The organism is Amycolatopsis sp. CA-230715, from assembly GCF_018736145.1.
In the GTDB taxonomy this organism is placed as follows: domain Bacteria; phylum Actinomycetota; class Actinomycetes; order Mycobacteriales; family Pseudonocardiaceae; genus Amycolatopsis.
In genome coordinates, this window is the sequence record NZ_CP059997.1 from 2,221,950 (window position 1) to 2,245,567 (window position 23,618).

The 23,618-nt window shown below is 70.3% G+C and carries 17 protein-coding genes and 2 tRNA genes; 9 read left to right on the forward strand and 10 right to left on the reverse strand.

Going from position 1 to position 23,618, the window contains the following annotated elements; translation table 11 throughout:
• Positions 1-51: 51 nt before the first annotated feature.
• Positions 52-1,899, reverse strand: coding sequence for an ABC transporter ATP-binding protein (locus HUW46_RS09955; protein WP_215546985.1), 1,848 nt, complete (start codon positions 1,897-1,899; stop codon positions 52-54).
• Between the two features lie 160 nt (positions 1,900-2,059).
• On the opposite strand from HUW46_RS09955, the gene HUW46_RS09960 reads away from it, so the two are divergent.
• Positions 2,060-2,674 carry a TetR/AcrR family transcriptional regulator gene (locus HUW46_RS09960; protein ID WP_215546986.1) on the forward strand — a complete coding sequence of 205 codons (615 nt, stop codon included), beginning with the start codon at positions 2,060-2,062 and terminating at the stop codon, positions 2,672-2,674.
• Positions 2,675-3,036: 362 nt separating this feature from the next.
• On the opposite strand, the gene HUW46_RS09965 is transcribed toward HUW46_RS09960, so the two are convergent.
• From HUW46_RS09965 to HUW46_RS09980, 4 genes are all read right to left on the reverse strand, one after another.
• Positions 3,037-4,611 carry a PH domain-containing protein gene (locus tag HUW46_RS09965; protein ID WP_215546987.1) on the reverse strand — a complete coding sequence of 525 codons (1,575 nt, stop codon included), beginning with the start codon at positions 4,609-4,611 and terminating at the stop codon, positions 3,037-3,039.
• A complete protein-coding gene (locus HUW46_RS09970) occupies positions 4,608-5,150 on the reverse strand; it encodes a PH domain-containing protein (RefSeq protein ID WP_215549776.1) in 543 nt (180 codons plus the stop codon). The genes HUW46_RS09965 and HUW46_RS09970 overlap by 4 nt, the downstream gene beginning before the upstream one ends.
• Before the next feature lie 233 nt (positions 5,151-5,383).
• Positions 5,384-6,787 carry a class I adenylate-forming enzyme family protein gene (locus HUW46_RS09975; protein ID WP_215546988.1) on the reverse strand — a complete coding sequence of 468 codons (1,404 nt, stop codon included), beginning with the start codon at positions 6,785-6,787 and terminating at the stop codon, positions 5,384-5,386.
• 192 nt (positions 6,788-6,979) lie between these two features.
• On the reverse strand, positions 6,980-7,702 hold the full coding sequence (locus tag HUW46_RS09980; protein WP_215546989.1) for an ABC transporter ATP-binding protein: 723 nt from the start codon (positions 7,700-7,702) through the stop codon (positions 6,980-6,982).
• A gap of 144 nt (positions 7,703-7,846) precedes the next feature.
• On the opposite strand from HUW46_RS09980, the gene HUW46_RS09985 reads away from it, so the two are divergent.
• Together HUW46_RS09985 and HUW46_RS09990 are read left to right on the forward strand one after the other, a co-directional pair.
• On the forward strand, positions 7,847-9,073 hold the full coding sequence (locus HUW46_RS09985) for a sensor histidine kinase (protein ID WP_215546990.1): 1,227 nt from the start codon (positions 7,847-7,849) through the stop codon (positions 9,071-9,073).
• A 1,075-nt stretch (positions 9,074-10,148) separates the two neighbouring features.
• The gene (locus tag HUW46_RS09990; protein ID WP_215546991.1) at positions 10,149-12,965 is read left to right on the forward strand and encodes a helix-turn-helix transcriptional regulator; all 2,817 of its coding nucleotides are present in this window, start codon (positions 10,149-10,151) and stop codon (positions 12,963-12,965) included.
• 57 nt (positions 12,966-13,022) lie between these two features.
• Here HUW46_RS09990 and HUW46_RS09995 read toward each other — a convergent pair whose 3' ends face one another.
• The 3 genes from HUW46_RS09995 to HUW46_RS10005 form a co-directional block, all read right to left on the reverse strand.
• A complete protein-coding gene (locus tag HUW46_RS09995; RefSeq protein ID WP_215549777.1) occupies positions 13,023-14,264 on the reverse strand; it encodes an aldehyde dehydrogenase family protein in 1,242 nt (413 codons plus the stop codon).
• Between the two features lie 59 nt (positions 14,265-14,323).
• Complete coding sequence (locus HUW46_RS10000) at positions 14,324-15,043, reverse strand: M50 family metallopeptidase (protein ID WP_215546992.1); 720 nt, start codon at positions 15,041-15,043, stop codon at positions 14,324-14,326.
• 90 nt (positions 15,044-15,133) lie between these two features.
• Positions 15,134-16,066 (reverse strand): DNA-3-methyladenine glycosylase family protein, encoded by a 933-nt coding sequence (locus HUW46_RS10005; protein WP_215546993.1) that lies wholly within the window; start codon positions 16,064-16,066, stop codon positions 15,134-15,136.
• 310 nt (positions 16,067-16,376) lie between these two features.
• On the opposite strand from HUW46_RS10005, the gene HUW46_RS10010 reads away from it, so the two are divergent.
• The 3 genes from HUW46_RS10010 to HUW46_RS10020 all read left to right on the forward strand — a co-directional run bounded on the left by HUW46_RS10010 (position 16,377) and on the right by HUW46_RS10020 (position 19,498).
• Positions 16,377-17,192, forward strand: coding sequence for a ribosomal RNA small subunit methyltransferase A (locus HUW46_RS10010; protein ID WP_254126015.1), 816 nt, complete (start codon positions 16,377-16,379; stop codon positions 17,190-17,192).
• Between the two features lie 25 nt (positions 17,193-17,217).
• Positions 17,218-18,549 carry an amidohydrolase gene (locus tag HUW46_RS10015; protein WP_215546994.1) on the forward strand — a complete coding sequence of 444 codons (1,332 nt, stop codon included), beginning with the start codon at positions 17,218-17,220 and terminating at the stop codon, positions 18,547-18,549.
• Positions 18,550-18,616: 67 nt separating this feature from the next.
• Positions 18,617-19,498, forward strand: a complete 882-nt coding sequence (locus HUW46_RS10020) for a S1C family serine protease (protein ID WP_215546995.1) — start codon at positions 18,617-18,619, stop codon at positions 19,496-19,498.
• Between the two features lie 15 nt (positions 19,499-19,513).
• Here the strand turns inward: HUW46_RS10020 and HUW46_RS10025 are convergent, their stop codons facing one another.
• On the reverse strand, positions 19,514-21,040 hold the full coding sequence (locus tag HUW46_RS10025) for a helicase HerA-like domain-containing protein (RefSeq protein WP_215546996.1): 1,527 nt from the start codon (positions 21,038-21,040) through the stop codon (positions 19,514-19,516).
• Between the two features lie 102 nt (positions 21,041-21,142).
• Between HUW46_RS10025 and orn the strand changes: the two genes are divergently transcribed.
• Positions 21,143-21,751, forward strand: a complete 609-nt coding sequence (gene orn, locus HUW46_RS10030; RefSeq protein WP_215546997.1) for an oligoribonuclease — start codon at positions 21,143-21,145, stop codon at positions 21,749-21,751.
• Between the two features lie 70 nt (positions 21,752-21,821).
• Positions 21,822-21,897 (forward strand) — tRNA-His (locus HUW46_RS10035).
• 201 nt (positions 21,898-22,098) lie between these two features.
• Here the strand turns inward: HUW46_RS10035 and HUW46_RS10040 are convergent.
• On the reverse strand, positions 22,099-23,319 hold the full coding sequence (locus HUW46_RS10040; RefSeq protein ID WP_215546998.1) for a L,D-transpeptidase: 1,221 nt from the start codon (positions 23,317-23,319) through the stop codon (positions 22,099-22,101).
• A 164-nt stretch (positions 23,320-23,483) separates the two neighbouring features.
• On the opposite strand from HUW46_RS10040, the gene HUW46_RS10045 reads away from it, so the two are divergent.
• Positions 23,484-23,556, forward strand: a tRNA-Lys gene (locus tag HUW46_RS10045).
• The last annotated feature ends 62 nt before the right edge of the window (positions 23,557-23,618 follow it).

Genomic DNA, 23,618 nt, shown 5'->3' on the forward strand with positions numbered 1-23,618 from the left:
TGCCGCACAACGGTTCGCGCGGGCGGAAGAGTCTCCCGCCCGCACGAACGGCTACCCGGCGGCGCTGACCTCGTTGCCGTCGGAGATCCGCAGCGCGGACACGAGTTCCCGGTAGAGCTGGTCGGTGCGCAGCAGTTCGGCGTGGGTGCCCCTGGCGCGGCACCGGCCGTTCTCCATCACCAGGATGCAGTCGGCGTCGATCACGGTGGACAGCCGGTGCGCGATGGTCACCACGGCGCCGCGCTCGGCGGTCCGGCGGATGCCGTCCTGCACCGCGGATTCGGTCAGCCCGTCCAATTGCGCGGTCGCCTCGTCCAGCAGCAGGATGGTCGGGTCGCCGACCAGCGCGCGGGCGAGCGCGATCCGCTGCCGCTCACCACCGGACATCGAACTGGCCGACAGCTCGGTGTCCAGGCCGTTTTCGAGGTCCCGCGCCCGCTCGCCGAGCCGGACCGCCTCCAGCGCGCGCCAGATGGCGTCCTCGTCGGCGTCGGGATAGGTGTAGAGCAGGTTTTCCCGCAGGGTTCCCGGCAGCAGCGGGGTGTCCTGCTCGACGTAGACGATCCGTTCGCGCAGCGAGTGCAGCGACCACTGGTCGTAGGGCACCCCGTCGAGCAGCAGTTCCCCGCGCTCGGGCTGGAGGAAGCCGAGCACCAGCGAGAAGATCGTGGTCTTGCCCGCGCCGGACGGGCCGACGATCGCGGTGTGCCCGATCCTCGGGATGTCGATGCTGACGTCGTCGACCGCGGGCGGGCCGCTCGGCAGGTACCGGGCGCTGACCTCGCGCAGCGACACCACCGGGGTCTTGCCGGTGATGCTGGTGGTGGTCGCCGGGGCCGCCTTCTCCCCCGCGTCGTGCCGTTCGACCTCGAGTTCCTGGATCTCGCGGATGCGGGCCGCCGAGACCACGCCGGACTGCAGCTGCGTGATGGTGTGCGTCAACGTGGTCAGCGGTTCGAGCAGCTGGAAGGCGTAGAGCAGGAAGGCGATCAGGGTGGGCACGCTGATCGCGCCGATGCCGACCCGGTAGGTGCCCAGCGCCAGGATGATGATGATCGCGAGGTCGATCCCGGTCTGGGTGGCCGTGTTGGCGATCGCGCCGATTCGCACCGCGCGGATGTTGTGCGTGGCGGAGTCCTGCGCGTGCCCGATCACCAGATCGCTCTCGCGGTCCTCGGCGCGGGAGGTCTTCACCGTCCGGATCGCGCGCAACGCGACCTCGAGCCTGCCGCCGAGCTTGCCGATGGACTCCTGCGCGGTCTGCTGCGCCTTGGCGAGCTTCGGCATCAGCAGCCCGATGACGACACCGACCGCGATCAGCGCGATGAAGCAGGCGAGCAGCAGGACCGGGTCCAGCAGCGCCATCAGCACCAGCGCGCCGACCAGGCCGACGATCCCGTTCAGCAGCTGGACCGCGCTGGAGGAGGCCGCGTCGCGCAGCAGCACGGTGTCCGAGGTGACCCTGGTGGTCAGCTCACCGGTCGGGCGGCGGGTGAACTGGCCGATGGTGAGCCGGAAGAGCTGGCGGATCATCGAGGTCCGCGTCGCCAGCACGATGGTCTCGGCGAGCTTGCCGAGCAGCGTGTACTGGAACACCCCGGTGACCGCGCCCAGCAGCATCAGCGAGATCAGCAGCGTCACGCTGCCGCCGATCGGCTCGGAGGTGGCCAGCCCGTCGAGCACCGACCTGGCGACCATCGGCGTGGCCAGCGTCATCGACGTGGTCAGCAGGCCGAGCACCATGCCGAGCAGCACGGTGTAGCGGTGCGGCTTGATGAACGTCCACAACGTGCCGAGGTTCTGCCACTTCTTCTGCTCGCCCTCGGCGGGCGGCTCGCCGGTGCTCCCGGGCGGGGCGCCGTCGGCGTCCACGCGCTCGGCCGGAATCGTTGCGCTCATGTCGTCCCCCACAGGCTCACGGGCTCGATGGGACGCACGCTACCATCGTGGGACACTTTGTTCCACCCCGATACGAGTGAGTCCCACAGTGACGACTCTGAGTCCCGTCGCGGCGACTAGACGTCCCGACGCGGGCCGGAAGTGGCCTACACTCGACCTCATGTCCAGCGCGCCCACCTCCAGCACCGGCTCCGGCGCCGGCTCCGATTCCAACCTCCGGCGCCGCACCCGCGCCGCGATCATCGACGCCGCGACCTCGGTGCTCGTCGAGCACCCCGGCGCGTCGATGGCGGAGATCGCGGTGGCCGCGGGCGTCGGCAGGAGCACGCTGCACCGGCACTTCGCCGACCGGGGCCAGCTCATCAACGCGCTGGCCGAACAGGTCATCGAGGAGGTGCGGCAGGCGGTCGCCGACGCCGGGCTCGACACGAACACCCCGCGCGAAGGCCTGCGGCGGATCGTGGCCTCGTACTTCGAACTGGGCCCGCGCCTGGTGATCATGCTCAGCGAGCAGAGCGCGGCACAGGTGCGCGAGGAGTACTGGACCCAGTTCGAGGCGGCCGACGAGCCGATCGTGCGCCTGCTCGAAGACGGGCAGCGCACCGGCCTGTTCAACGCGAAGGTGAGCGCGGCCTGGTTGCACCGCACGCTGAACTGGCTGGTCTACGCCGGTATCGAGGCGATCAGGCTGGGCGAGCTGAACCGGTACGACGCGCTCACCGCGGTACTGGAAACGCTGGAGCACGGCATCATGGCCGCCGGACCGGCGGACTGAGCGACGAGTCCACTGTGGACATATAACTCCACAGTGGACGAAAACGGGCCGAGCACACCGGTGAGCGGTCTCGCGCTGGGGGAACACGGGACCGCTCACCGGTTATCAGGAGTCCCGCGAGGGACAGCCTCGAGGCGGGGGGTTCATCCTCTTCCCGCCTGCTCATGCACAGTCAACAGGTTTTCGCCGGTACCGGATAGAGCTGAAGGTATTCGAGTGGAAGTGACCAAAGTTTCCCGCGACTGAAGGCCCGCCCGACTTTCGTCGTGCCGGGCGCGGACGCGAAAAACCCCGGCGGGACGTCTGTCCTGCCGGGGCCTTTCGACGGCTGCCGCGAATCGATTGTGGTGGAAGGAAAAGGACTATTCCCGCGCGTGGCCCGCCGGCTCGCGCACCTTCGGCTCGGCCTCGGCACGCGCTCGTTCCGGCCGCCGCAGGAACGGCGTGAGCAGTCCCGGCAGGGCCTCGTCCGCGACCCGCACCGCCTCACCGGTGCTGGTGTCCCTGATCAGGTAGGCGTGCCCGTTCCCCGCCGCGGTCACCGCGGAAAGCGTTGCCAGACCGGCGAAGCGCTGGGTCGGCGACCGCTCGATCTTCCAGCCGATCACCCCTTCGCGCTGCAACGCCACAGTCCGCCGGTCCACCGCGCCGTACCGCGTGATGAGGTAGTCGCCCGCGATCGCGTGCCCGAGCGCCCGGTAGGCGCCCGCGGCGAGCACGAGCGCCACCGGCCACAACACCAGCGCGGAGATCCACGCCGCGGTCACCAGTTCCGGCAGCACGAACGCGCCGACGACCGCGAGCGCGCCCAGCGGGATCACCACGCCGAGGCTCGCGCGCACGAACCGGCGCCGCCGCGCCGCTTTCGGGTGCGCGATCAGGTTTTCCGAAGTGGTCGGTGCCGGGTGCTCGTCGACGATCTGGGCCGCGACCTCCTGCGCCTCCGCGCGGGGGATCGCGGGCGTCACCGTCTTCAGGTCCCCGCTGGTGCCGTTCTCCGCGTTCATCCCGGTGGCGATCAGGTGCACCCGCGCCGCGCCGCCCATGCGCATCAGCAGCGGTTCGACCAGTTCGACGCCGCGCAGGCGCCGCCGGTCCAGCGACAGCGACCGGGTGGTGAGCAGGCCCCGCTGCACCCGGAAGGCGCCGTCCTCGTCCCGCTCGAACCGGTACTTCCACCACTCCTCGGCGAAGGCCACCAGGCAGCCGAGGATGCCGAGCACGATGAGCCCGCCGCCGAGCAGCAGCAACGTCTTCCACAGCGCGATGTCGCCGATGAACCGGCCGACCGCGTCGAACACGTCCTTCGGCTTGATCCCGAAGACGTCGAGCGAGCGGATGCCGACCCCGCCGATGATCGCGATCCCCAGCACGCCCCAGATGGTCAGCGGCGAGTACCGCAGCCACGACCAGTTCAGCTCGGCGATCAGCCCGTCGCGCGATTCCTGGCCCGCCACCGGCGACCGGATCAGCAGGCCCTCCCGCAGCCGCGCCGCGTCCTCCTTGGCCAGTGCGGCGAGCTTGATCTCCTCGTCACCGCCGACGGCCTGCTGCCCGGTTCCGATGCGCAGCACGGAAAGGCGGAAGATCCGGTGGATCGGGCTCGCCGTGACGTCCACCCGGCGGATCCGGTCGCGCGGGATCGACCGCTGCTTGCGGGTGAACAGCCCGGTGCGCACTTCGAACCGCTCGTCGGTGACCCGGAACCGGGTGGTGAGGAGCTGGATCGTCTCGGCGAGCGAGATCAGCAGGAAGATCCCGGTGATCACGCCGAGCCGGATGATCGCGTCCTTGTCCAGCCTGCCGCCGGTGAACATCGCGTACACGGCGGCGGAAAAGGCAGGCGGGAGCAGCCACTTCAGGTTGACCGCGAGCATGCGCCAGCTCAGCCGCAGCCATTCCTCGCCTTCGCGCGGCTCCGCGGCGGGCTCGGTCATGTCGCGTCACCCGGGGTGGCCTGGGTGCGCGAGGTGAGGTGCTGCACCAGGTCCTTCGCGAGCTCGTGGTCGAGGCCCTCGATCTTGATCGTGCCCGCCGAGGACGCGGTGGTGACCGTGACGGTCGACAGCTTGAACCACTGCTGCAGCAGGCCGCGCTCGGTGTCCACGGTCTGGATGCGCGAAAGCGGCGCCACCCGCCACTCCTGCCACAGCCAGCCGGACGCGGTATACACGGCCTCGTCGGTGGTCTCCCAGCGGTGCACCCGGTAGCGCCAGATCGGCATCACGATCAGGTACGCCAGCGCCCACAGCACACCCACCGCCACGATCGCGACCGACAGCGCCGTCGGCAGCAGCGGCCACACGCCGAACATCACCCCGGCGAGCATGCCGAGCAGCACCACGTCCACGATCACCGCCTGCCAGGCCCACCAGCGCTTCGCGCGCTCGGCGACCCGGTGCCGCGGCGGCACCAGCTCCAGCTCCTCGAGCTTGGCGTCGGCCGCTTCCGCGGGTTTGCCGTCCACTTCGGACATCTCGGTTCCCGCCCCCGGCGTTCTGGTCGTACTCACTGGAATCCCTGTCCGGCCTCGTCGTGCGCGTATCGCGACGGCGCGTCAGCGCGCGCTCATCGATGGTAGCGGCGTCGCGCCGCACGCACCGGCGGCGGGACGACATCGCACACGCTGCCCGAACGGAGAAGCCGGGGGCTAGAGCCGTTCGATTATCGCGGGGTCCTACTTAAGTAGGCGCGACCGGGAACGACTCCTCATTCGACCGCGAGCTTTTCGAGCCTTTTCTTGTCCGGCTTGCCGTTGCGGTTGAGCGGGAAGCTTTCCAGCACCTCGACCCGGTTCGGCTGCTCGTAGGCGGGCAGCACGTCGGCGATCAGCTCGCGCCAGTGGCGGGCTTCGCGGCGCTCCTCGTCCTCCACGAAGAACACGAGCTGACTGCCGCGCCGCTCGTCCGGCAGCGCGACGATCCGCGCCGAGCACCCGGCCGCGGCGACCTTCCGCTCGATGACCTCCGGGTAGAGGGTGTAGCCCATGCGGTGCACGGCGAGCTTGCGGCCCGCGACGAAGAGGTTTCCCCGCTCGTCGAGGTGGCCGAAGTCGTTGGTGCGGTACCAGCCGCGGTCGACCGGCACGAGCGCGCCGTCGTCGCCGAGGTAGCCCTCCATCATGTCCGGGGTGTCGACGAGGATCTCCCCCAGCTCGCCCGAGGGCATCTGGTTGCCGTCGTCGTCGACGATCTTGACCGCGAGCCCCGCCATCGCGTTGCCGCAGCCCGCCGGGTTGTCGACGGTGGCGAAGGAGATGTTGCCGAGTTCGGTGCTGCCGTAGCTGTCCAGCAGCGGCAGGCCGAAGGTCTCGACGTAGCGGTCGGACAGCGCCGGGTCGAGCGGGGCGGCACCGGCGCAGAACATCCGCACCCCGCCGAGCTCGTCGCGCAGCGCGGGCCGCTTCCCGACGATGTTGTGCAGGCTGCGGTAGGTGGCCGGGGTCGCGTCCAGCACGGTCACCCCGCACTGGATGCCCATCCGGATCGCGCGGTCGATCCGGCGGTACGGCGCGATGACCAGCGAGCACTGCGCGAGCCACGCGATCAGCACCATGGAAATCCCGTACTGGTGCGAAAACGGCAGCAGCGGGAGCAGCACGTCGCCGCCGTGGTGGCCCATGTGGTCGGCGTTTCGCCGCAGGTTGCGCAGGAACCGGCCGCCGTTCTTGACGATGCCCTTCGGCTTCCCGGTCGAACCGGAGGACCACATGATCAGGGCGTCGTCGAGCTCGGACCACGCTTCGAAGGAGAGCTTCCGCTCCGACGGGGTGCGCCCAGCCGCGGCGACGTGCAGGTCGTAGATGAAGATCGGGGCCTCGTCGTCGCCGATCGGCGCGTCGTCGTCGACCACGATGGCCTTGACCCCGGCCTGGCGCGCGATCCGCCTGGTCTCGTCGGCGTGCTCCTGGTGGTCCACCAGCACGGTCGACGCGCCGAGGTGCATCAGCGCGAACAGGGTGCCGAGGTAGCCCGCCGAGTTCCCCGCCTTCAGCAGCACGCGCGAGCCGAGGCTGATCCCCCGCTGGCGCAGCGCGTCGGCCAGGTTCAGCACGTGGCGCTCGAAGTCGGGGAAGGTCTGGACCGAATCCGTCGCGAACAGCTTGGGGGACACCGGGATTGTCCTTCCTGTCGGCCTTCGGCGTGAACCACCGTGAATCGACAGCGGGGTTTCCACCGTGCGAATGCGTTCGATAAACAACACCGCAGCCAACGATGTTATTGACCGCATTCGCGAGCGGACACCCCTACCGCCCCCTTAATCGGGGACGTCGCCGACCGGTGTCCCGGCCCCGGCCCGCCCGGCTCAGCCCGCCGCGCCCGCGGCCCGCCCGACCGGGCGGCGGGCGGCGGGGATCCGCCCGAACGCACCCGCGCCGCGGAACATCTCGTCCCGGCCGCCGCGCCAGGCCACCGCGCCCTCGGACAGCAGGACGACCTGGTCGACGACCGGTTCGACCTCCTGCGGCGAGCGCGAGGACAGCAGCACGGTTCCCCCGCCGGCGGCGAAGTCCCGTATCCGCTCCCACATCCACGCGGCACCGTCGGCGTCGAGACCGGCGACGGGTTCGTCGAGCACGAGCACGTTCGGATCGCCGAGCAGCGCGCGCACGAGGTCGAACCGACGACGGTGCCCCGGCGAGTACTCGCCGAGCGGGCTTTCCTCGATCCGCGCCGGAAGACCGGCCAGCCGGAGCATTTCGCCGACCCGTTCTTCGCGAACCCCGATGAACTTCGCCGAAATTGTCAGCGCGGCGCGCGCGGTGAATGTGTGGAATGGGGGTTCGTCCCCCAGCAGCGCGCCGACCCGCCTGCCGAGGTTCGGCACCCCGGAGTAGTCGACGCCGTTGACGAAGGCCCTGCCCGCCGACGGCGCCACCCGGCCGCAGACCAGGCGGAGCACGGTGGACTTCCCGGACCCGTTCGGGCCGAGCAGCCCGGTGACCGTGCCGCTTCCGCAGGTGAACGACACCGCGCGCACGGCAGCGTTCCGCTGGTAGCTCTTGCTGAGGTGATCGACGGTGATCATGCCCCCTATGGTCCCGTAGTCCGGCGGTTTTCGCCGTGCTCGGACAGCCACGATTCGACGACGAACGGCTAGCGCGGTTTCGACTTTGGTCGATGTCGCCGGTCGTGGCCTGCTGTTAGCGTCGCCATGGTGAGCGGGCACGCGGTGCAGAGGACAGGGGGTACGAGCATCCGCGAGTACGCCTGGCTGCTCCCCGGCGCGCTGATCGACGAGCACACCTCGCACCAGGAAGCGGGCCGCATCCAGCGCTCGGTGCGGGACTGGGTCGTCGACACGGTCTTCGTGGTGATCTCGCTCGGCTGGGCGACGATGATCGCGCTGCTCGACTCCGCCGCCTGGCACCGGTCGAACCTGGTCCTGACCTACGGCGAACTGGGCCTGTCCGCGGCCGCCTGCCTCGCGGTGTGGTTCCGCCGCCGCGCGCCGGTCACCGTCGCCGTGCTGTTGCTGCCCGCCACCGTCCTCTCGTCGATGACCGGGCTCGCCGAGGGGCTCGTGCTGTTCACCGTCGCGGTGCACCGCCACCTACGGGTCGCGCTCGGCGTCGGCGCGCTGTACACCGCGGCGCTCGGCCTGCGCGTCGGGCTGCACCTCAGCGAGCTGCCCGACACCCCGCAAGTGCTGCTCGCCTCGGCCGCCTTCGTCGCGTGCGGCATGCTGGTCCGCGCCCGCCGCCAGCTCGTGCTGTCCCTGCGCGAGCGCGCGCGGCAGGCCGAGGCGGACGCGCCGCTGCGGGAGGAGAAGGCCCGCCACCTCGAGCGGGAACGCATCGCGCGCGAGATGCACGACGTGCTCGCCCACCGGATCTCCTTGCTGAGCCTGCACGCGGGCGCGATGGAGTACCGCAAGGACGCCACCCCCGAGGAGCTCGCGCAGGCGGCGTCGGTGATCCGCCACAGCGCCCACCACGTGCTCGGCGATCTGCGGGACATCATCGCCGTGCTGCGCACCGAGGAGGGCGGCGACCACACCGAGCCGCCGCAGCCGACGTTCGGCGAGTTGCCCGGCCTGATCGAGGAGTCCCGCGCGGCCGGGGTGCTGGTGACACTGGACAACCGGATCGACGATCTGACCGAGGTGCCGACCACCACCGGGCGCAACGCCTACCGGATCCTGCAGGGGGCGCTGACGAACGCGCGCAAGCACGCGCCGGGCCGCCCGGTGCTGGTCGAGGTGCGCGGAACGCCGGGGACGGGACTGTCCGGGTACGTGCGCAACACCGTGCCCGCGAAACCGGTGTCGGACATCCCCGGTGCCGGGCTCGGCCTGGTCGGCATGCGGGAACGCGCCGAGCTGGCCGGCGGGCGCCTCGACTTCCGGCGCACCACGGCCGAATTCGAGCTGTCGGTCTGGCTGCCCTGGCCCGCCTGAACGAGCACGGATCGGCGCGCCCAGATAACGGCCACATAACTCTTGATCACTCACGAATGCACAAGAACGGTCATACTATTCTCCGCCGCCCATTCTGCGATCACACCTGTGAAAAATGCGCCACTTCCCTGGCATGAGAACACGGGCCACCTGCCCCACCCCGGCACGACACCCCCGGCCCCGCCCGCGATCGGCGGCGGGGAAGGCTCCGAGGCACCCGTCCGCGGCCACCGGCGGGGCCGTTCTTGCCGGTGCCGCACCGAGGATCGACCAGGAACGGTCCGCGATGCGCGGTGCCCCGCCCTCGAACCGGGCACGAGCGTTAGAGCGCGACACCCCGTACGGACCGCCTCGCCGCAACCCCACCCCGCTCACCGCCCCTCCCCCGGTCGGGGTGTTTCCCGGACTTCGGACACCGACTCGCTGCACACCGTTCACGAAAATGAAAAAACTCCAGCTCGGCGGGGGTCCGATGCTATGGAGAAAGTCACAGTCAGATATCGCCGGAGCTCGCCCGCATCCTTCGTTAGGCACCCCTTAGCCGACAGAACCCCTATCTAGGGGGTGGGATAAGGGGTCATAGAATGCTTCGCCGACGACCTTGCCACAGCGTGACGAGACCATAACGGCCACCGGAATTCGACGCGCCCGCGAATACTCCCGACCGGTTCGATGCAACGAATGGGGTCCCGCGGTAGCGGATCCGGCAATATCTTAACGTCGTTTTCATATTCGTCACCCGAACGCCGGATGCCGTGGCGCGACGGCCGCGACGCCGCGACAGCGCCCGCACGGGCAGCCGCACGGGCAGCCGATCGAGTGTTGTACCGGGGAACGGTACCCCGCGCCGCCCCCAGCACGGATCCGATCCGCCGGGACGGTGAACTTATTGAAGGACCGTGCGAGCCCTCGCCATCGTGGTCACGGGCGGCTTCGGCGTCGACTTGCCCGCAGGTCGCCTGTAGGCTCCCGTCTCGTGACAAAGTAACGGTGACGATGCACTGCCGCGTGGTCACGACTGGGGAGTCAAAGTCTTTAGCGTGCATTCATTTCTCTTGGGGGAAGGAAAGTCGCAATGGCCTTGGCCGAACGCGCTGACGAATTTGCCATCCTGAAGTCACTCGCCGCGGACGCGGCCCGCGGCAGGGGTAGCAGCGTGGTGGTCTGCGGACCGATCGCATCCGGGAAGACCGAACTCCTCAACGAATTCGCTGATCACGCGGTCGCGGACGGGGCGACCCTGCTGACCGCGATCGGCTCTCCCGCTGAGCGGTGCACCCCGCTCGGGGTGTTCAGCCAGCTGGTGAACAGCGGCTCGCTCACCGCCGAAGCGGCCGAACACGGAAAGCGGTTGCTGGCCGAAGGAAGGGACGCCGCGGCCGCCCGCGATCCCGAATCCGAACACGTCCAGCACGTCCGGACCCAAGTCGTGCACGAGCTTTGTTCCGTTGTCCTCGAACAGAGCGTGCGGGGTCCGCTGCTGGTCGTGGTGGACGATATCCAGCACGTGGACATTCCTTCGTTACAGTGCCTTCTCGCGCTCGTAAAGCGCTTGCGGTGGGCGCCCGCCATGCTGCTGCTCGGGGAAACCGACCAAGCCCGTGACGTCAACCCGCTCTTCCACGCTGGCCTGCTTCGCCAGACCCACTCGCACCGCATCCGGCTCAGCCCGCTGAGCGTGGACGGGGTGCGCGCGGTACTCGCCGAACGGCAGGACCCCGCGGCCGCGAACGCACTCGACGACGACGTCCACACCATCACCGGCGGCAACCCGCTGCTGATCAGGGCCCTGCTCGAGGACGCGGCGTCGGCACACCTGAGCCAGGGCACCAGGGCCGGCCGCGGCCCGGTCGTCGGCAGGGCGTTCGGCCAGGCGATCCTCAGCTGCCTGCACCGCTGCGACGAACTGACCAGGGACGCCGCCCGCGGCGTCGCGGTGCTCGGCGAGTCCGGCACCGCCGAGCTGATCGGCGAACTGCTCGGCGTCGAACCCCGCCTCGCCGGGCACGGCCTGCAACGGCTCACCGAGGCGGGCCTGCTGGACTCGTCCCGGTTCCGGCACCCCGCGGCCCGCACCGCGGTGCTGGGCGGGCTCGGCGCCCCCGAACGGGCCGCCCTGCACCGCAAAGCCGCCGAGCTCCTGCACCACCACGGGGTTCCCGCCGCGACCGTCGCCGAACACGTGGTCAAGGCGGGGGAAACCGGCCTCCCGTGGGCCGTTCCGGTCCTGCAGCGCGCCACCGAGCAGGCGCTGCTCGACGACCAGCCCGAACTGGCCGCCCGCTACCTCGAACACGCCCACCGCCTGTGCACCGACCAGCGCACCCGCGCGAGCATCCTCACCGCGCTCGCCGGCGTCGAATGGCGGGTCAACCCCTCGGCCAGCGCACGCAGGCTCGGGCAGCTCATCCCGCTCATGCGCGACGGGCTCCTCGACACCACCGCCGCCACGGCACTGCTGGGCCACCTGCTCTGGCACGGCCGCACCGAAGACGCGACCGAAGTCAGCGGGCTGCTGCACGAGCACGCCACCGGCACCAGGGCACTCGCCGAGATCGGCACCGCGCGGCAGTGGCTCTCGCTGTCCTACCCGACCGTGCTCGGCACCACGCCGCCGAACCCGGCCATCCCGCAGCAAAGCGCCCGCCCGGTCCCGGCGGTGATCAACGCCGACCCGAACCGCAGGGCGACCGCGGCCCTGCACGCGGTGTTCACCACCGGCCCCACCAAGGACGCGGTCACCAGCGCCGAACAGGTCCTGCAGGGCACCCGGCTCGGCGACCACACCATCGCCCCGATCGAAACCGCGCTGCTCACCCTGATCTACGCCGACCGCGTCGACAAAGCCGCGCCGTGGTGCGAACTGCTGCAAAACGAAGCGGCCGAACGCAGGGCACCGGGCTGGGAAGCGATGCTGTGCTCGCTGCGCGCCGAGATCGCCTTCCGCGGCGGCGACATGAAACTCGCCGAAACCCAAGCCCAGCTCGCCTTCGACCACGTCTCGGCACCCAGCTGGGGCCCCGCGATCGGCCTCCCCCTCGGCAACCTCGTACTGGCCCTGACCGCGATGGGCCGCTACGCCGAAGCGGGCACCCTGCTCAACCAGCCGCTGCCGGATTCGTTGCTGGACAGCAGGTTCGGGCTGCACTTCCTCTACGCACGAGGGCAGTACAACCTCGCGACCAACGCCCTCTACGCCGCACTCGCCGATTTCCACACCTGCGGCGAACTGATGGCCGAATGGCGCCTCGACCTGCCCGCGCTCATCCCCTGGCGCTCAGCCGCCGCCGAAGCCTACCTCCGCCTCGGGCACCGCGCCCGCGCCGAAAAACTGGCCACCGAACAACTCGCGCGCTGCGGACGCCGCCACTCCCGCACCCGCGGCATCTCTCTGCGCGTGGTGGCCACGACAAGCGATCTCCGGCAACGCCCGAAACTGCTGCGGGAAGCCGAAGAGGAACTCCAGGCCTGCGGCGACCGTCTCGAACTGGCCAGGGTGCTCACCGAACTCAGCGCGGCATACCAGGCACTCAACGAACCGAGCCAGGTCAGGCTCATGGCACGACGCGCATGGCACGTCGCCAAGGACTGCCGGGCCGAACCGCTGTGCCAGACCCTCATGCCGCAGCACACCGAAGAACCCGCACGCGAAGCGGCACGCAAACCCGCGCGCACCGACCGCGCCAAAGCCCTCACCGACGCCGAATGGCGAGTCGCCAACCTCGCCGCGCTCGGCCACACCAACCTCGAAATCGCCGGCAAGCTCTACATCACCGTGAGCACCGTCGAACAACACCTCACCAGGGTCTACCGCAAACTCAACGTCAGCAGGCGCACCGAACTCCCCACCGGCCTGCACGCCGAACTCGGCGACACCGCGACCGTCCGCTGACCTGAGTCCATTGTAGACCTCAAAGGAGGTCCACAATGGACTCACGCGGCAGGCGGGTCAGCGCTTGCCTGGCAGCACCGCGTACTGGCGGACGTAGAGATCGGTGTAGGTGACCGGGCCGCGCGGGCCAGGCACGCGGTCGAGGTTGATCCCGGTTTCCGGCACGGCGAGCAGTTTGAAGCCGTCGAGCAGGCGGGTCGGGGCGTTCCAGAAGACACCGGTGCCGGTGTAGCCGTCGAGGAAGGCTTCGGCCGCGGTCTCGTCCTCGGTCGCGATCCCGGCGGCCAGCCCGGAGGTCTGGTCGTTCGCGATGCGGACGGCCTCGGGCAGCCCGTCGACGACCGCGACGGTGACGGTGGCCTCGCGCTCGGAGTCCAGCGCCCATTCGTAGCCGATGGGGTGCTCGTGCGGCGCCACCGACGGGGTCACGTCACGGCCGTCGAGTGCCTCGGAGATCACCGGCCACAGGGTGTCGTGCACGGCCGAGTGCACGAGCAGCAGGTTGAGCCGGTTGCACACGCCGAGCCGGTCGAGGCTCGCCGACACCAGCGAGCGGACCTTCTCGGCGTCAGCGTCCTTGTCGACGTAGAGCACGCCACCGCCGTCGGCGTGGGCGAGCGTGCGCACCCCGTGCCGCGCGGCCTCCAGCGCGAGCGACCGCGTGCTGTCCCCGCTGCCGCGCAGGATCACCAGCGGCACCAGCTCGGGCAGGCTCACCAGCGCCGCGGCGGCTTCGCGCTCGACGCGCGGCACGAGTTGCACCACACCCGGCTCGATCCCGGCCTCGGCGAGCGCGGGCGCGATCACCACCTCGAGCAGGCGCTGCGCGGAGCCGAGCGCCGCCGAACCGGTGCGCAGCACGCCGCCGTTGCGCGATTTCACCAGCTGCGAGGCGACGTCCACGGTGACGTTGGGCCGCGCCTCGTAGTTGGCCCCGATCACGCCGACCGGGCGCCGCCGCTCGACCAGCCGCAGCCCGCCGTCCAAAGTGGACACCGGAACGGTGCGCTCCTGGTGCGGCGCGCCGGCGAGCAGCCGTAGCTGCTCAGCCATGCCGGTGAGGCGCTCCTCGGTGATGGTCAACCGGTCCAGCAAGCCGGCGCTCATCCCCTCGGCGCGTGCCTTCGCGACATCCGCGTCGTTCGCTTCGAGCACCGCCGCGCGCCCGTCGAGCAGCCTGTTCGCCATGGCGAGCAGCGCGGCGTCGATCCGCTCGTCCGGCGCCGCCGCCAGCGATGGCGCGGCCGCCTTCGCCACGCGAGCGCACTCCTCGACCGCCTTCGCCACCTCGTCGGCCACGATCTCACCCTTCGTCAGCGCGGAACACCAGGTCACCAGTGTGCCGCACCGCGCGGGAGCTACTTGACCGCGGGCTCGGCGAGCAGCAGTCCTCCGAGCACGAGGCAGCCGAGGACGATCAGGAACAGGATCGTCACCCACAGCAGCGCGGGCACGCCCGTCAGCCTGGCGAGCTGATCGGCGTCCGAATCGCGGGCGGCACCCCGGCGGCGCTTGGCCTGCAGTTCGAACACCGGCCGCACACCGCCGAACAGGAAGAACCAGGTCAGCAGGTAGACCAGCCAGGACTGCAGGCCGGGCGGCGCGACCAGTCCGATCAGGGCCAGCAGACCGGCCGCGACCAGCACCGACAGCACCCCGTAGGCGTTGCGGATCATCACCAGCACGCCGAGCAGCAGCACCGCGGCGATCACCAGCAGCGCACTGGTCCGGTTCGCCGAGAGCAGCCCGGCGAACGCCAGCCCGAGCAGCGCGGGAGCCGGATAGCCCGCCAGCGAGGTGAGCACCATGCCCGGCCCGCTCGGCCTGCCCCGCGAGACCGTGACCCCCGAGGTGTCCGAGTGCAACCGGATGCCCTGCAGCCGCCGCCCGGCCAGCAGCGCCACCAGCGCGTGCCCCGCCTCGTGCACGATGGTGATCCCGTTGCGCGCGAGCCGCCACGGCGCGCCGGACAGCACGAGCAGCAGCGCGACGCCGCCGGTGATCAGCGGTACCGGCCCCGCCGGATCGGGTTGCGCGGTGAACAGCCCGGACAGTCCATCGGTGTTCGGCAGCTCCACCACGCCACCTCACCACACGACGGGTCTACTGCGTGTTTGGCCCTGTGCCTCGCCCTCCTTCCAGCAGGCCACGTACTTCCGGTCCCTTCGTCACTTCCCCGACGCACCCCCGATCTCCCCCGTGCGCCGCTCGCGATCGACCCGCAGCAGCAGTCCCACCCAGCTGCGGAACGGCCGCCAGGACTCCGCGATCCCGGCCAGTTCGTCGACCGTGGCCTCGGGGAGGCCGTACCGGACACGCATCTCGTCGGCGAGCCTGCGCTCGTCACGCGGGAACACGTCCGGATGCCCCGCGCCGCGCACCAGGATCAGCTGCGCCGAGAACGGCCCGATCCCCGGTAGTTCGCGCAACCTCTCCAGCGCGTCCGCCACGCTCAGCTCGCGCAGCGCACCCGGCTCCAGCTCGCCCCGCTCGGCCGCCGCCGCGACCGCGTGCAACCGCCGGATCTTGATCGCGGGCAGCCCGAGCACCTGCGGCAGTTCGCCGAGCACCCGCGGCGCCGGGAACGACGGCAGCGACCGCCCGCCGACGACGACCTGCTCGCCGTACCGTTCCGCGATCCGCCGCTTGACCTGCGCCGCCTGCGTCATCCGCAGCCGCTGCCCGATCACCGCCCAGCAGGCCGCCTCGTACGGCGAATGGAACAGCACCGGACGCAGGCCCGGATACCGGCGCTGGAGCGGCCCCACCACCTCGTCGCGCGCGCCGATCGCCTCGAACCCGGTGCCGGGCACGTCGACCGAAAGGATCCGCCGCACCTGCGCGAGCGCGGCGTCCGGGTCCGGCGCGCGCACTTCGATCTCGACGGTGCCCGGTGCGCGCTGCCGGACCAGCGCGCCCGCGTGCCGCCAGCCGCCCTCCACCGGGAAGGCCAGGCGCAGCGCGCCGTCCTCGTCGGCCGCGTCCGCACGCGCGGCGGGCGTGAACGCTTCGAGGAACCGCACGGAGGCGGACAGGTCGAACGGCCCGTCGACCGGCACCTCGGTGCGCACGATCCCGGGCGTGACGGTGGTGGTGTGCATGGAAACGCTCCCCCTCGCTGTTCGCGAACTCCTGATTCGGCGACGCTAGCGCGGGGCACCGACAAAACCCGGAAAACCGCTTGCCGCGGCTGTTAGCTTCACGGCATGGGAACTTTGTGCTTCCGCTGCACGGTGTTCGCCCGGCTTCGCGCCGGTCGCGCCTAAACGCAGCGGCCACCTCGCACCCGTCGCCGGGCTAGCACCGGCGTAGCCGCCGGTCCTCTTCGCCGGTAGGCGTTCCTTCGCACGGCATGTGCGCCGCTGCGTCATGAGTCCTTCCCTTTTCCTCCTCATGACGTGGAGCTTCCTCATGCCCTCGAAAGGGTCTCGTCCCAACCCGTCCGGCGTGCACTTCCTCGCCGACCGCCGCATCGTCGACGGGCTCATCGATTCCTGTCCCGTCGGCGACGGCGATCTCGTGCTCGAACTGGGCGCGGGACACGGCGCCATCACGGTCCCGTTGACCAGGACGGGCGCCGAGGTGGTCGCGGTGGAACGCGATCCCGAGTTCGCCCGCGGCCTGCGCGCCAGGACCGCCGACACCGCCCGGCTCCGCATAGTCACCGCGGACATCCGCACGTTTCCCCTTCCCGCGCAACGCTTTTCGGTGATCGCGAGCATCCCGTACGCGATCTCCACGACCGTGCTGCGGCGCCTGCTCACCCCGCACCGCACCGCGCTCGACCGGGCCGCGCTGGTGGTCGAATGGGGGTTCGCGAAACGGATCAGCGCGGCCGTCCCGCGCACCGCTGAACTGGCGTGGTGGTCGGCGCGGTTCACCATCCGGCTGCGGAAACGGGTGCCCGCCGCGTGTTTCTCCCCGGCACCTCGCGTCGACTCCGCGCACCTCGTGATCGAACGCACCGCGCCCGGCGGCAAGCGGTTCGACCGTGCACTGTGGACACTCCTCGACGCGGCGTACCGGGCACAGTCCGCACCGCTGCGCCAGTCGGCGGGACGGGTGCTGCCGTACCGGAACCCGAACCGCGTGTTGCGGGCCGCCGGGCTCGACCCGGACGCGCGCGCGGACACCGTGCGGCCCAGCGGGTGGGCGGATCTGGCCCGCCGCCTCGCCGCCGACGACGCGATCGCGTGGCCACCGCTCCCGAAGGCACTGCGCGAATGACGGTGCCGGTGCCTACGATGCGGCGGTGACCTCCGAACCCACCACGCCGGACGACTCGTACCTCCGCGCGCTCACCGAATCGACGGCGGCCGCGGTCACCGCGGCCGAACCGCTCACCTCGCCGCACACCGGGGCGGACGCCGAGACGGCCCAGCGGGTCTCCGCCACCGTCGACGACTGCGCGGAGGCGCTCGTCGCGCTCAGCCGCGACCTGCACGCGCATCCCGAGGAAGGGTTTTCCGAGCACCGTTCGGTGGCCGCGCTGGCGGAGCTGCTGCGCGCGCACGGGCACCAGGCGGAAATCGGCGTCGGCGGTCTCGGCACCGCGCTGCTCGCGAGCACCCCGGGCACCGGCGGCCCGCACGTCGGGATCCTCGCCGAGTACGACGCGCTGCCGGGGATCGGGCACGGCTGCGGACACAACATCATCTGCACCACCGCCGCGGGTGGTTTCCTCGGCGCGGCCGCGGTCGCCGAACGCCTCGGCGGCCGGGTCTCGCTGATCGGCACCCCCGCCGAGGAAGGCGGCGGTGGCAAGGAAACCCTCGCGCGGGCGGGCGTTTTCGACGACGTCGACGTGGTGCTCATGCTCCACCCGTTCAGCCACGACGTCGCGATGCACCCGTTCCTCGGGCGGCGCCAGCTCGAAATGGTCTTCCACGGCGTCGGCGCGCACGCGGCGGCCCAGCCGTTCATGGGCCGCAACGCCCTCGACGCGGCCGTCGCCGCCTACCAAGGCGTCGCCGCGCTCCGGCAGCAACTGCCCTCCAGCGATCGCGTGCACGGCGTGTTCACCGACGGCGGGGCCAGGCCGAACGTCATCCCGGAGCGCGCGGCGTTGCTGTTCTACGTCCGCTCGGCACATCCGGACACGTTGCGCGACCTCGCCGACCGGATGACCAGGATCGCCGAGGGCGCGGCCGCGATGACCGGCTGCGGTGTCGAACTGACCTGGGACGGGCTGCCCGCGTACCTGCCGATCCGGTTCAACACCGCGCTCGCCGCGCGCTGGGCGGAAAGCCAGGCCGCACGGGGCCGGACCGCGCTGCCGCCCGGGATCGTGCCGGAGTTCCTCACCGGATCCACCGATCTGGGAAACCTGTCCTACCGGATGCCCGCGATGCACCCGATGATCAAGGTCTCCGCGGACACGGTCGCCTTGCACACCAAGGAGTTCGCCGCCGCGGCGGGATCGGCCGACGGTGATCTCGCGGTGGTGGACGGCGCGATGGGGCTCGGCCTCACCGCCGCCGACTACCTCGCCGACGCCGAACTGCGGGTCGCGGTGCACGCGGAGTTCGAGGCTTCGGGCGGCGCCATCGACGTGCCGTCGTTCTTCTCGGCGGGTTCTCAGTAGATTCTTCTCAGCGTTTTCGCGGGGTTGTCCACAGCTTGTTCACAAACGCGGGCACGACCGTGGAGGCATGACCGAGAACGATTTCCGGCCGGGCCCCGCCGGTGGATACCAGCAGCCCACTCCGCCGCTCTTCACGACCCCGCCGCCGAAGAAGAAGCTCGCACTGATCGTCGGCTCGGCCGCGCTCGCCGCCGCGCTCGTCGGCGGCGTCACGGGCGCGGCCGTCGCCGGGCTGGGCACCAGCGCGAACGCCGCGACGACCGTCAGCGCGCAGCCCGCCGCGGCGCAGGGCACCGACGCCACGAGCGCGGCGGCGAAGGTGCTGCCGAGCGTCGTCCAGGTCACCACGCGGACCAGCCAGGGCGAGCTGCTCGGTTCCGGGGTGATCATCAGCTCCGACGGCAGGATCATCACGAACGCCCATGTCGTCGCTGGTGCCGAGGGGACGGTGACGGTGACGCTCTCCGACGGGAAGCAGTACCGGGCGACCGTGCTGGGCTCCGACACCAAGGCCGATATCGCGGTGCTCCAGGCGCAGGGCGCGAGCGGGCTGACCGCCGCGCAGCTCGGCGACTCGAGCACGGTGCGGGTCGGCCAGGAGGTGCTCGCGATCGGCTCACCCGGCGGGCTGCAGAACACCGTCACCGAAGGCATCGTCAGCGCGACGAACCGCCGGCTGTCGGATTTCGCCCAGCAGCGAACCGATCCGCGAGCGCGGCAAACGAGCGACGAGTCGAGCGCGGCGCCGAGCTACACCGCGATCCAGACCGACGCCGCGATCAACCACGGCAACTCCGGCGGCGCACTCGTCGACACCGCGGGCCAGGTCATCGGTATCAACTCGGCGCTGTACAACCCCGAGCAGAGCGAGGACGCGGGCAACATCGGCATCGGTTTCGCGATCCCCGTCAACGACGCGAAGGCGATCGCCGACCGGATCACCGGCTGAGCCCGGCGCCCGCGATCACCTTCGCCGGTTGCCGAACAGCCCCCTCGTGACCTCCCTGCCCAGCGCGCTCGCGGCCGACCGCATGAAGGACTTCAACGCCGGGTTCTTCATCGCCTGCTCGATGAACCCCGGCCCCTCGGCCTCCTGCTTCGGCTGCGCCGCGGGCGCTTCTTCCGGTTGCGGCGCCTCGCTCGCGTTCACCTTCGCCGCCAGCTTTTCGTAGGCGGACTCGCGGTCGATCGTCTCGGCGTACTTCGCGTTCAGATCCGACGACTTCGCCGAAGAGACCACGGCGTCGTCCCCGATCGACCCCATTTTCGAACGCGGCGCGCGCAGCCTCGTCCACGCCACCGGTGTCGGCGCGCCCCGCTCCGAAAGCACCGTCACGATCGCCTCACCGATCCCGAGCGACGTCAGCGCTTCGTCCAGTTTGTAGTGCTTCGTCGTCGGGTAGGTCTTGACGGTTTTCGTCAGCGCCTTCTGGTCCTCCGGCGTGAACGCGCGGATCGCGTGCTGCACGCGCGCGCCGAGTTGGGAAAGCACGCTGTTCGGCACGTCGGTCGGCAGCTGCGTGCAGAAGAACACCCCGACGCCCTTCGAGCGGATCAGCTTCACCGTCTGCTCGATCCGCTCCAGGAACGCCTTCGAAGCCTCGCTGAACAACAGGTGCGCCTCGTCGAAGAAGAACACCAGCTTCGGCTTGTCGAGATCGCCCGCCTCCGGCAGTTCCTCGAACAGCTCCGCCAGCAACCACATCAGGAACGTCGAGAACAACGCGGGCTTCGACTGCAGGTTGTCCAGCTCCAGCAAGCTGACCACGCCCTTGCCGTCGACCTCGCGCATCAGGTCCGCGACGTCGAGTTCCGGCTCGCCGAAGAAGTCCTCGCCGCCCTGAGCCTCCAAATTGGACAGCGCGCGGAGGATGACGCCCGCGGTCGCCGCCGACACGCCGCCGATCCCCTTCAGGTCCGCCTTGCCCTCGTCGCTGGTCAGGTGGGTGATGACCGAGCGGAGGTCCTTGGTGTCCAGCAGGGCCAGCCCGCGCTGGTCGGCCCAGTGGAAGATCAGGCCGAGCGTCGACTCCTGCGTTTCGTTCAGCCCCAGCACCTTCGACAGCAGCACCGGCCCGAAACTCGTGATCGTCGCCCTGATCGGCACGCCCTTGCCGCCGGTGCCGAGGGACAGGAACTGCGCCGGGAAAGCCGACGGCTGCCAGTCGTCCCCCAGCTCTTCGGCGCGCTTCGCCAGCTTGTCGCCCGGCTCCCCCGCGGCCGCCAGCCCCGAAAGGTCGCCCTTCACGTCGGCGAGCACCACCGGCACACCCGCCGCCGACAGCTGCTCCGAGATCAGCTGCAGCGTCTTCGTCTTCCCGGTGCCCGTCGCACCCGCCACCAGGCCGTGCCGGTTCAGCGTCGCCAACGGCAGGCGCACCGCGGCACCCGCGTCCGCGACCCCGTCGACCACCACGGCACCCAGCTCGACCGCCGCACCTTCACTGACATAACCGGCCGCGATTTCCGCCGCCGGAGACCCTTCAGCCACTGCTCGCTCCGCTCACTCGAAGGACACCCGCCGTCGCGAAGCGTAAGCGACAATTCCGCAGGTCGCCCACCTTCACTCGCCGTGTCGGGTTAGGGTTTGCCGGTGACCGACCGCCTAGTCTGGATCGACTGCGAGATGACGGGGCTCGACCTCGCCAAGGACGCGTTGATCGAAATCGCCGCGCTGGTGACCGACGCCGAGCTGAACGTCCTCGGCGACGGCCTCGACCTCGTCATCCACACCGACGACGAAAAACTCGCCAGCATGCCCGACATCGTCCGCGACATGCACGCCAAGTCCGGGCTGACCGAAGAGGTACGGCGCTCCACCGTCACCCTCGCCGAGGCCGAGGAACAGGTCCTCGCCTACGTGCGCGAACACATCCCCGAGCCCAACACCGCGCCGCTCGCGGGCAACTCCATCGCCACCGACCGCGGCTTCATCACGCGCGACATGCCCGCACTCGACGCCCACCTGCACTACCGCATGGTCGACGTGTCGTCGGTCAAGGAGCTCATCCGCCGCTGGTACCCGCGCGTCTACTACGCCAAGCCCGAAAAGGGCCTCGCGCACCGGGCGCTCGCGGACATCAAGGAGTCCATCGGCGAACTCGCCTACTACCGGCGCACCGCCTTCGTCGCACCGCCCGGCCCCAGCACCGACCAGGCCAAGGCCGTCGCCGCTGACGTGCTCAAACCCCCTCAGCCATAACCCGATGGAAGCGTGTTCAACGGGCACGCTACGATTACTCAGCCGAGATGATCTGAGGATCTCTCGCATGGTGGGTGTAGCTCAGTTGGTAGAGCACCTGGTTGTGGTCCAGGAAGTCGCGGGTTCAAGTCCCGTCACTCACCCCAGTAGCCCCACCCTGCTCAGTCTTCGACTTTCGCTGCGGGGTGGGGTTTCGTCATTTCTCCCGGGGGCCGAGCCCCCGAACCCCCGCGGTGCGTGCTCGTCACCTTGGCGAGCGCCCTGGCTTTGGCTTGGACCAGCGTTGGGCGGCGCTTCCGGCGCTGGCGCGCCGGGTTGAGGTGCCTGCTTCGCGGGGGGATCTTGGTCTACGGGGCGGTCCAGGCGGGCCAGTCCAGTTGCCAGACGCTCCAGCCGTCGGTGGGCTGCAGGGCGGCGCCACCGCTGTTGGCGACGGTGATCAGATCACCCTTCTTCGACGTGTCCATGAGCCACTTGGCGTTGTCCGTCGAGAGGTTGATGCAGCCGTGGCTGACGTTGCGCTTGCCCTGCGAACCGACCGACCACGGTGCCGAGTGGTAGAAGATGCCGCTGTTCGACATGCGCACCGCGTACTTCACGAACGTGCGGTAGCCCGCCTTGCTGTCCGCGGGCACCCCGTACGTGCTCGAGTCCATTGTGTACCCGACGTGCTCGCTCATCACCGTGTAAGTGCCCGCGGGAGTCGCACTCGACCGCTTGCCCATCGAAATCGGCATGGCGCGGACCTCCTGGTCGTTCACCGACACCTTCATCTGGAAGGTACCGCCGTCGGCCACCGCCACCACCTTGTCGCCGACCGTGATGTTCGCCGCGCGGTCCTCCTTGCCGAACAGGCCCTTGCCGAGGTCGCGGCCGTAGATCGCGGCGTCGACCGACACCTTCGTCCCCGGCTTCCAGTACTCCTTCGGACGCCAGATCACCGAGCTGTCGCTGAACCACCGGAACGCGCCCTCGGTCTTCGGCTCCGTGGTGACCTTCAACGCTTTCTCGGCCGCCGCGCGGTCCGCGATCTTCGTGCCGAAGGTGAAGATCAGCGGGAGTCCCACGCCGACGGTCTCGCCTTCCTCGACGTTGAGCGACACCGTGGTCTGCTTCGCGGGCTTCCCGACCGTGGTGAACGTCGAGGTGGCGTTCTTCGGCACGCCGTCGGTACCGGTCGCCGACGCCGTGACCGTGTAGCTCTTGCCGTAACCGAGCGGCTCTTCGGACTCCCAGCCCGAACCGTCCGGCTTCGCCTTGCCCGCCACCGGGGTGCCATCGGCGCCGGTGACCTTGACCTCACCGATCTTGCCGTCCGCCACGGCGACCGACACCGGCTCGCCCGGCTGCACCCCGGCGGCCCCGGCCGCGGGCGTCACCGTGAGCACCGCCGGTTTCGGCGGGGCGCTGCTGGACGGCTGGGACTGGTCAGCCTGCTCCGGCCGGGTCGACCCCGCCGCGCCGCCATCCGTGCAAGCCGCCGCCACCAGCCCCGCGGCGAGCGCGACCACCAGCACCTTGACGCGCACCGCTACCTTCAGTGACCCAGCGCTACCCCGATCACGCATCCGAACCGTCCGTTTCGTGTGAAGACTCCCCAGTGTCCGGCTACAGTGTGCCTCACGGCACCCCGCACGCGGGCGCGATCCCCGCAAGACACCCCCCGGTGAGCACCCCCTCGGCGGCCTGCTATTGTTTCTCCATCGCCGAGGGAAACCGACGCGAAAAGCACGCGCCATTAGCTCAATTGGCAGAGCAGCTGGCTCTTAACCAGCGGGTTCGGGGTTCGAGTCCCTGATGGCGCACCCTCAGACGCCTGGTCACCTGAACGGTGACCAGGCGTCTTGTGTTTTCTGGAGCCGTTTCT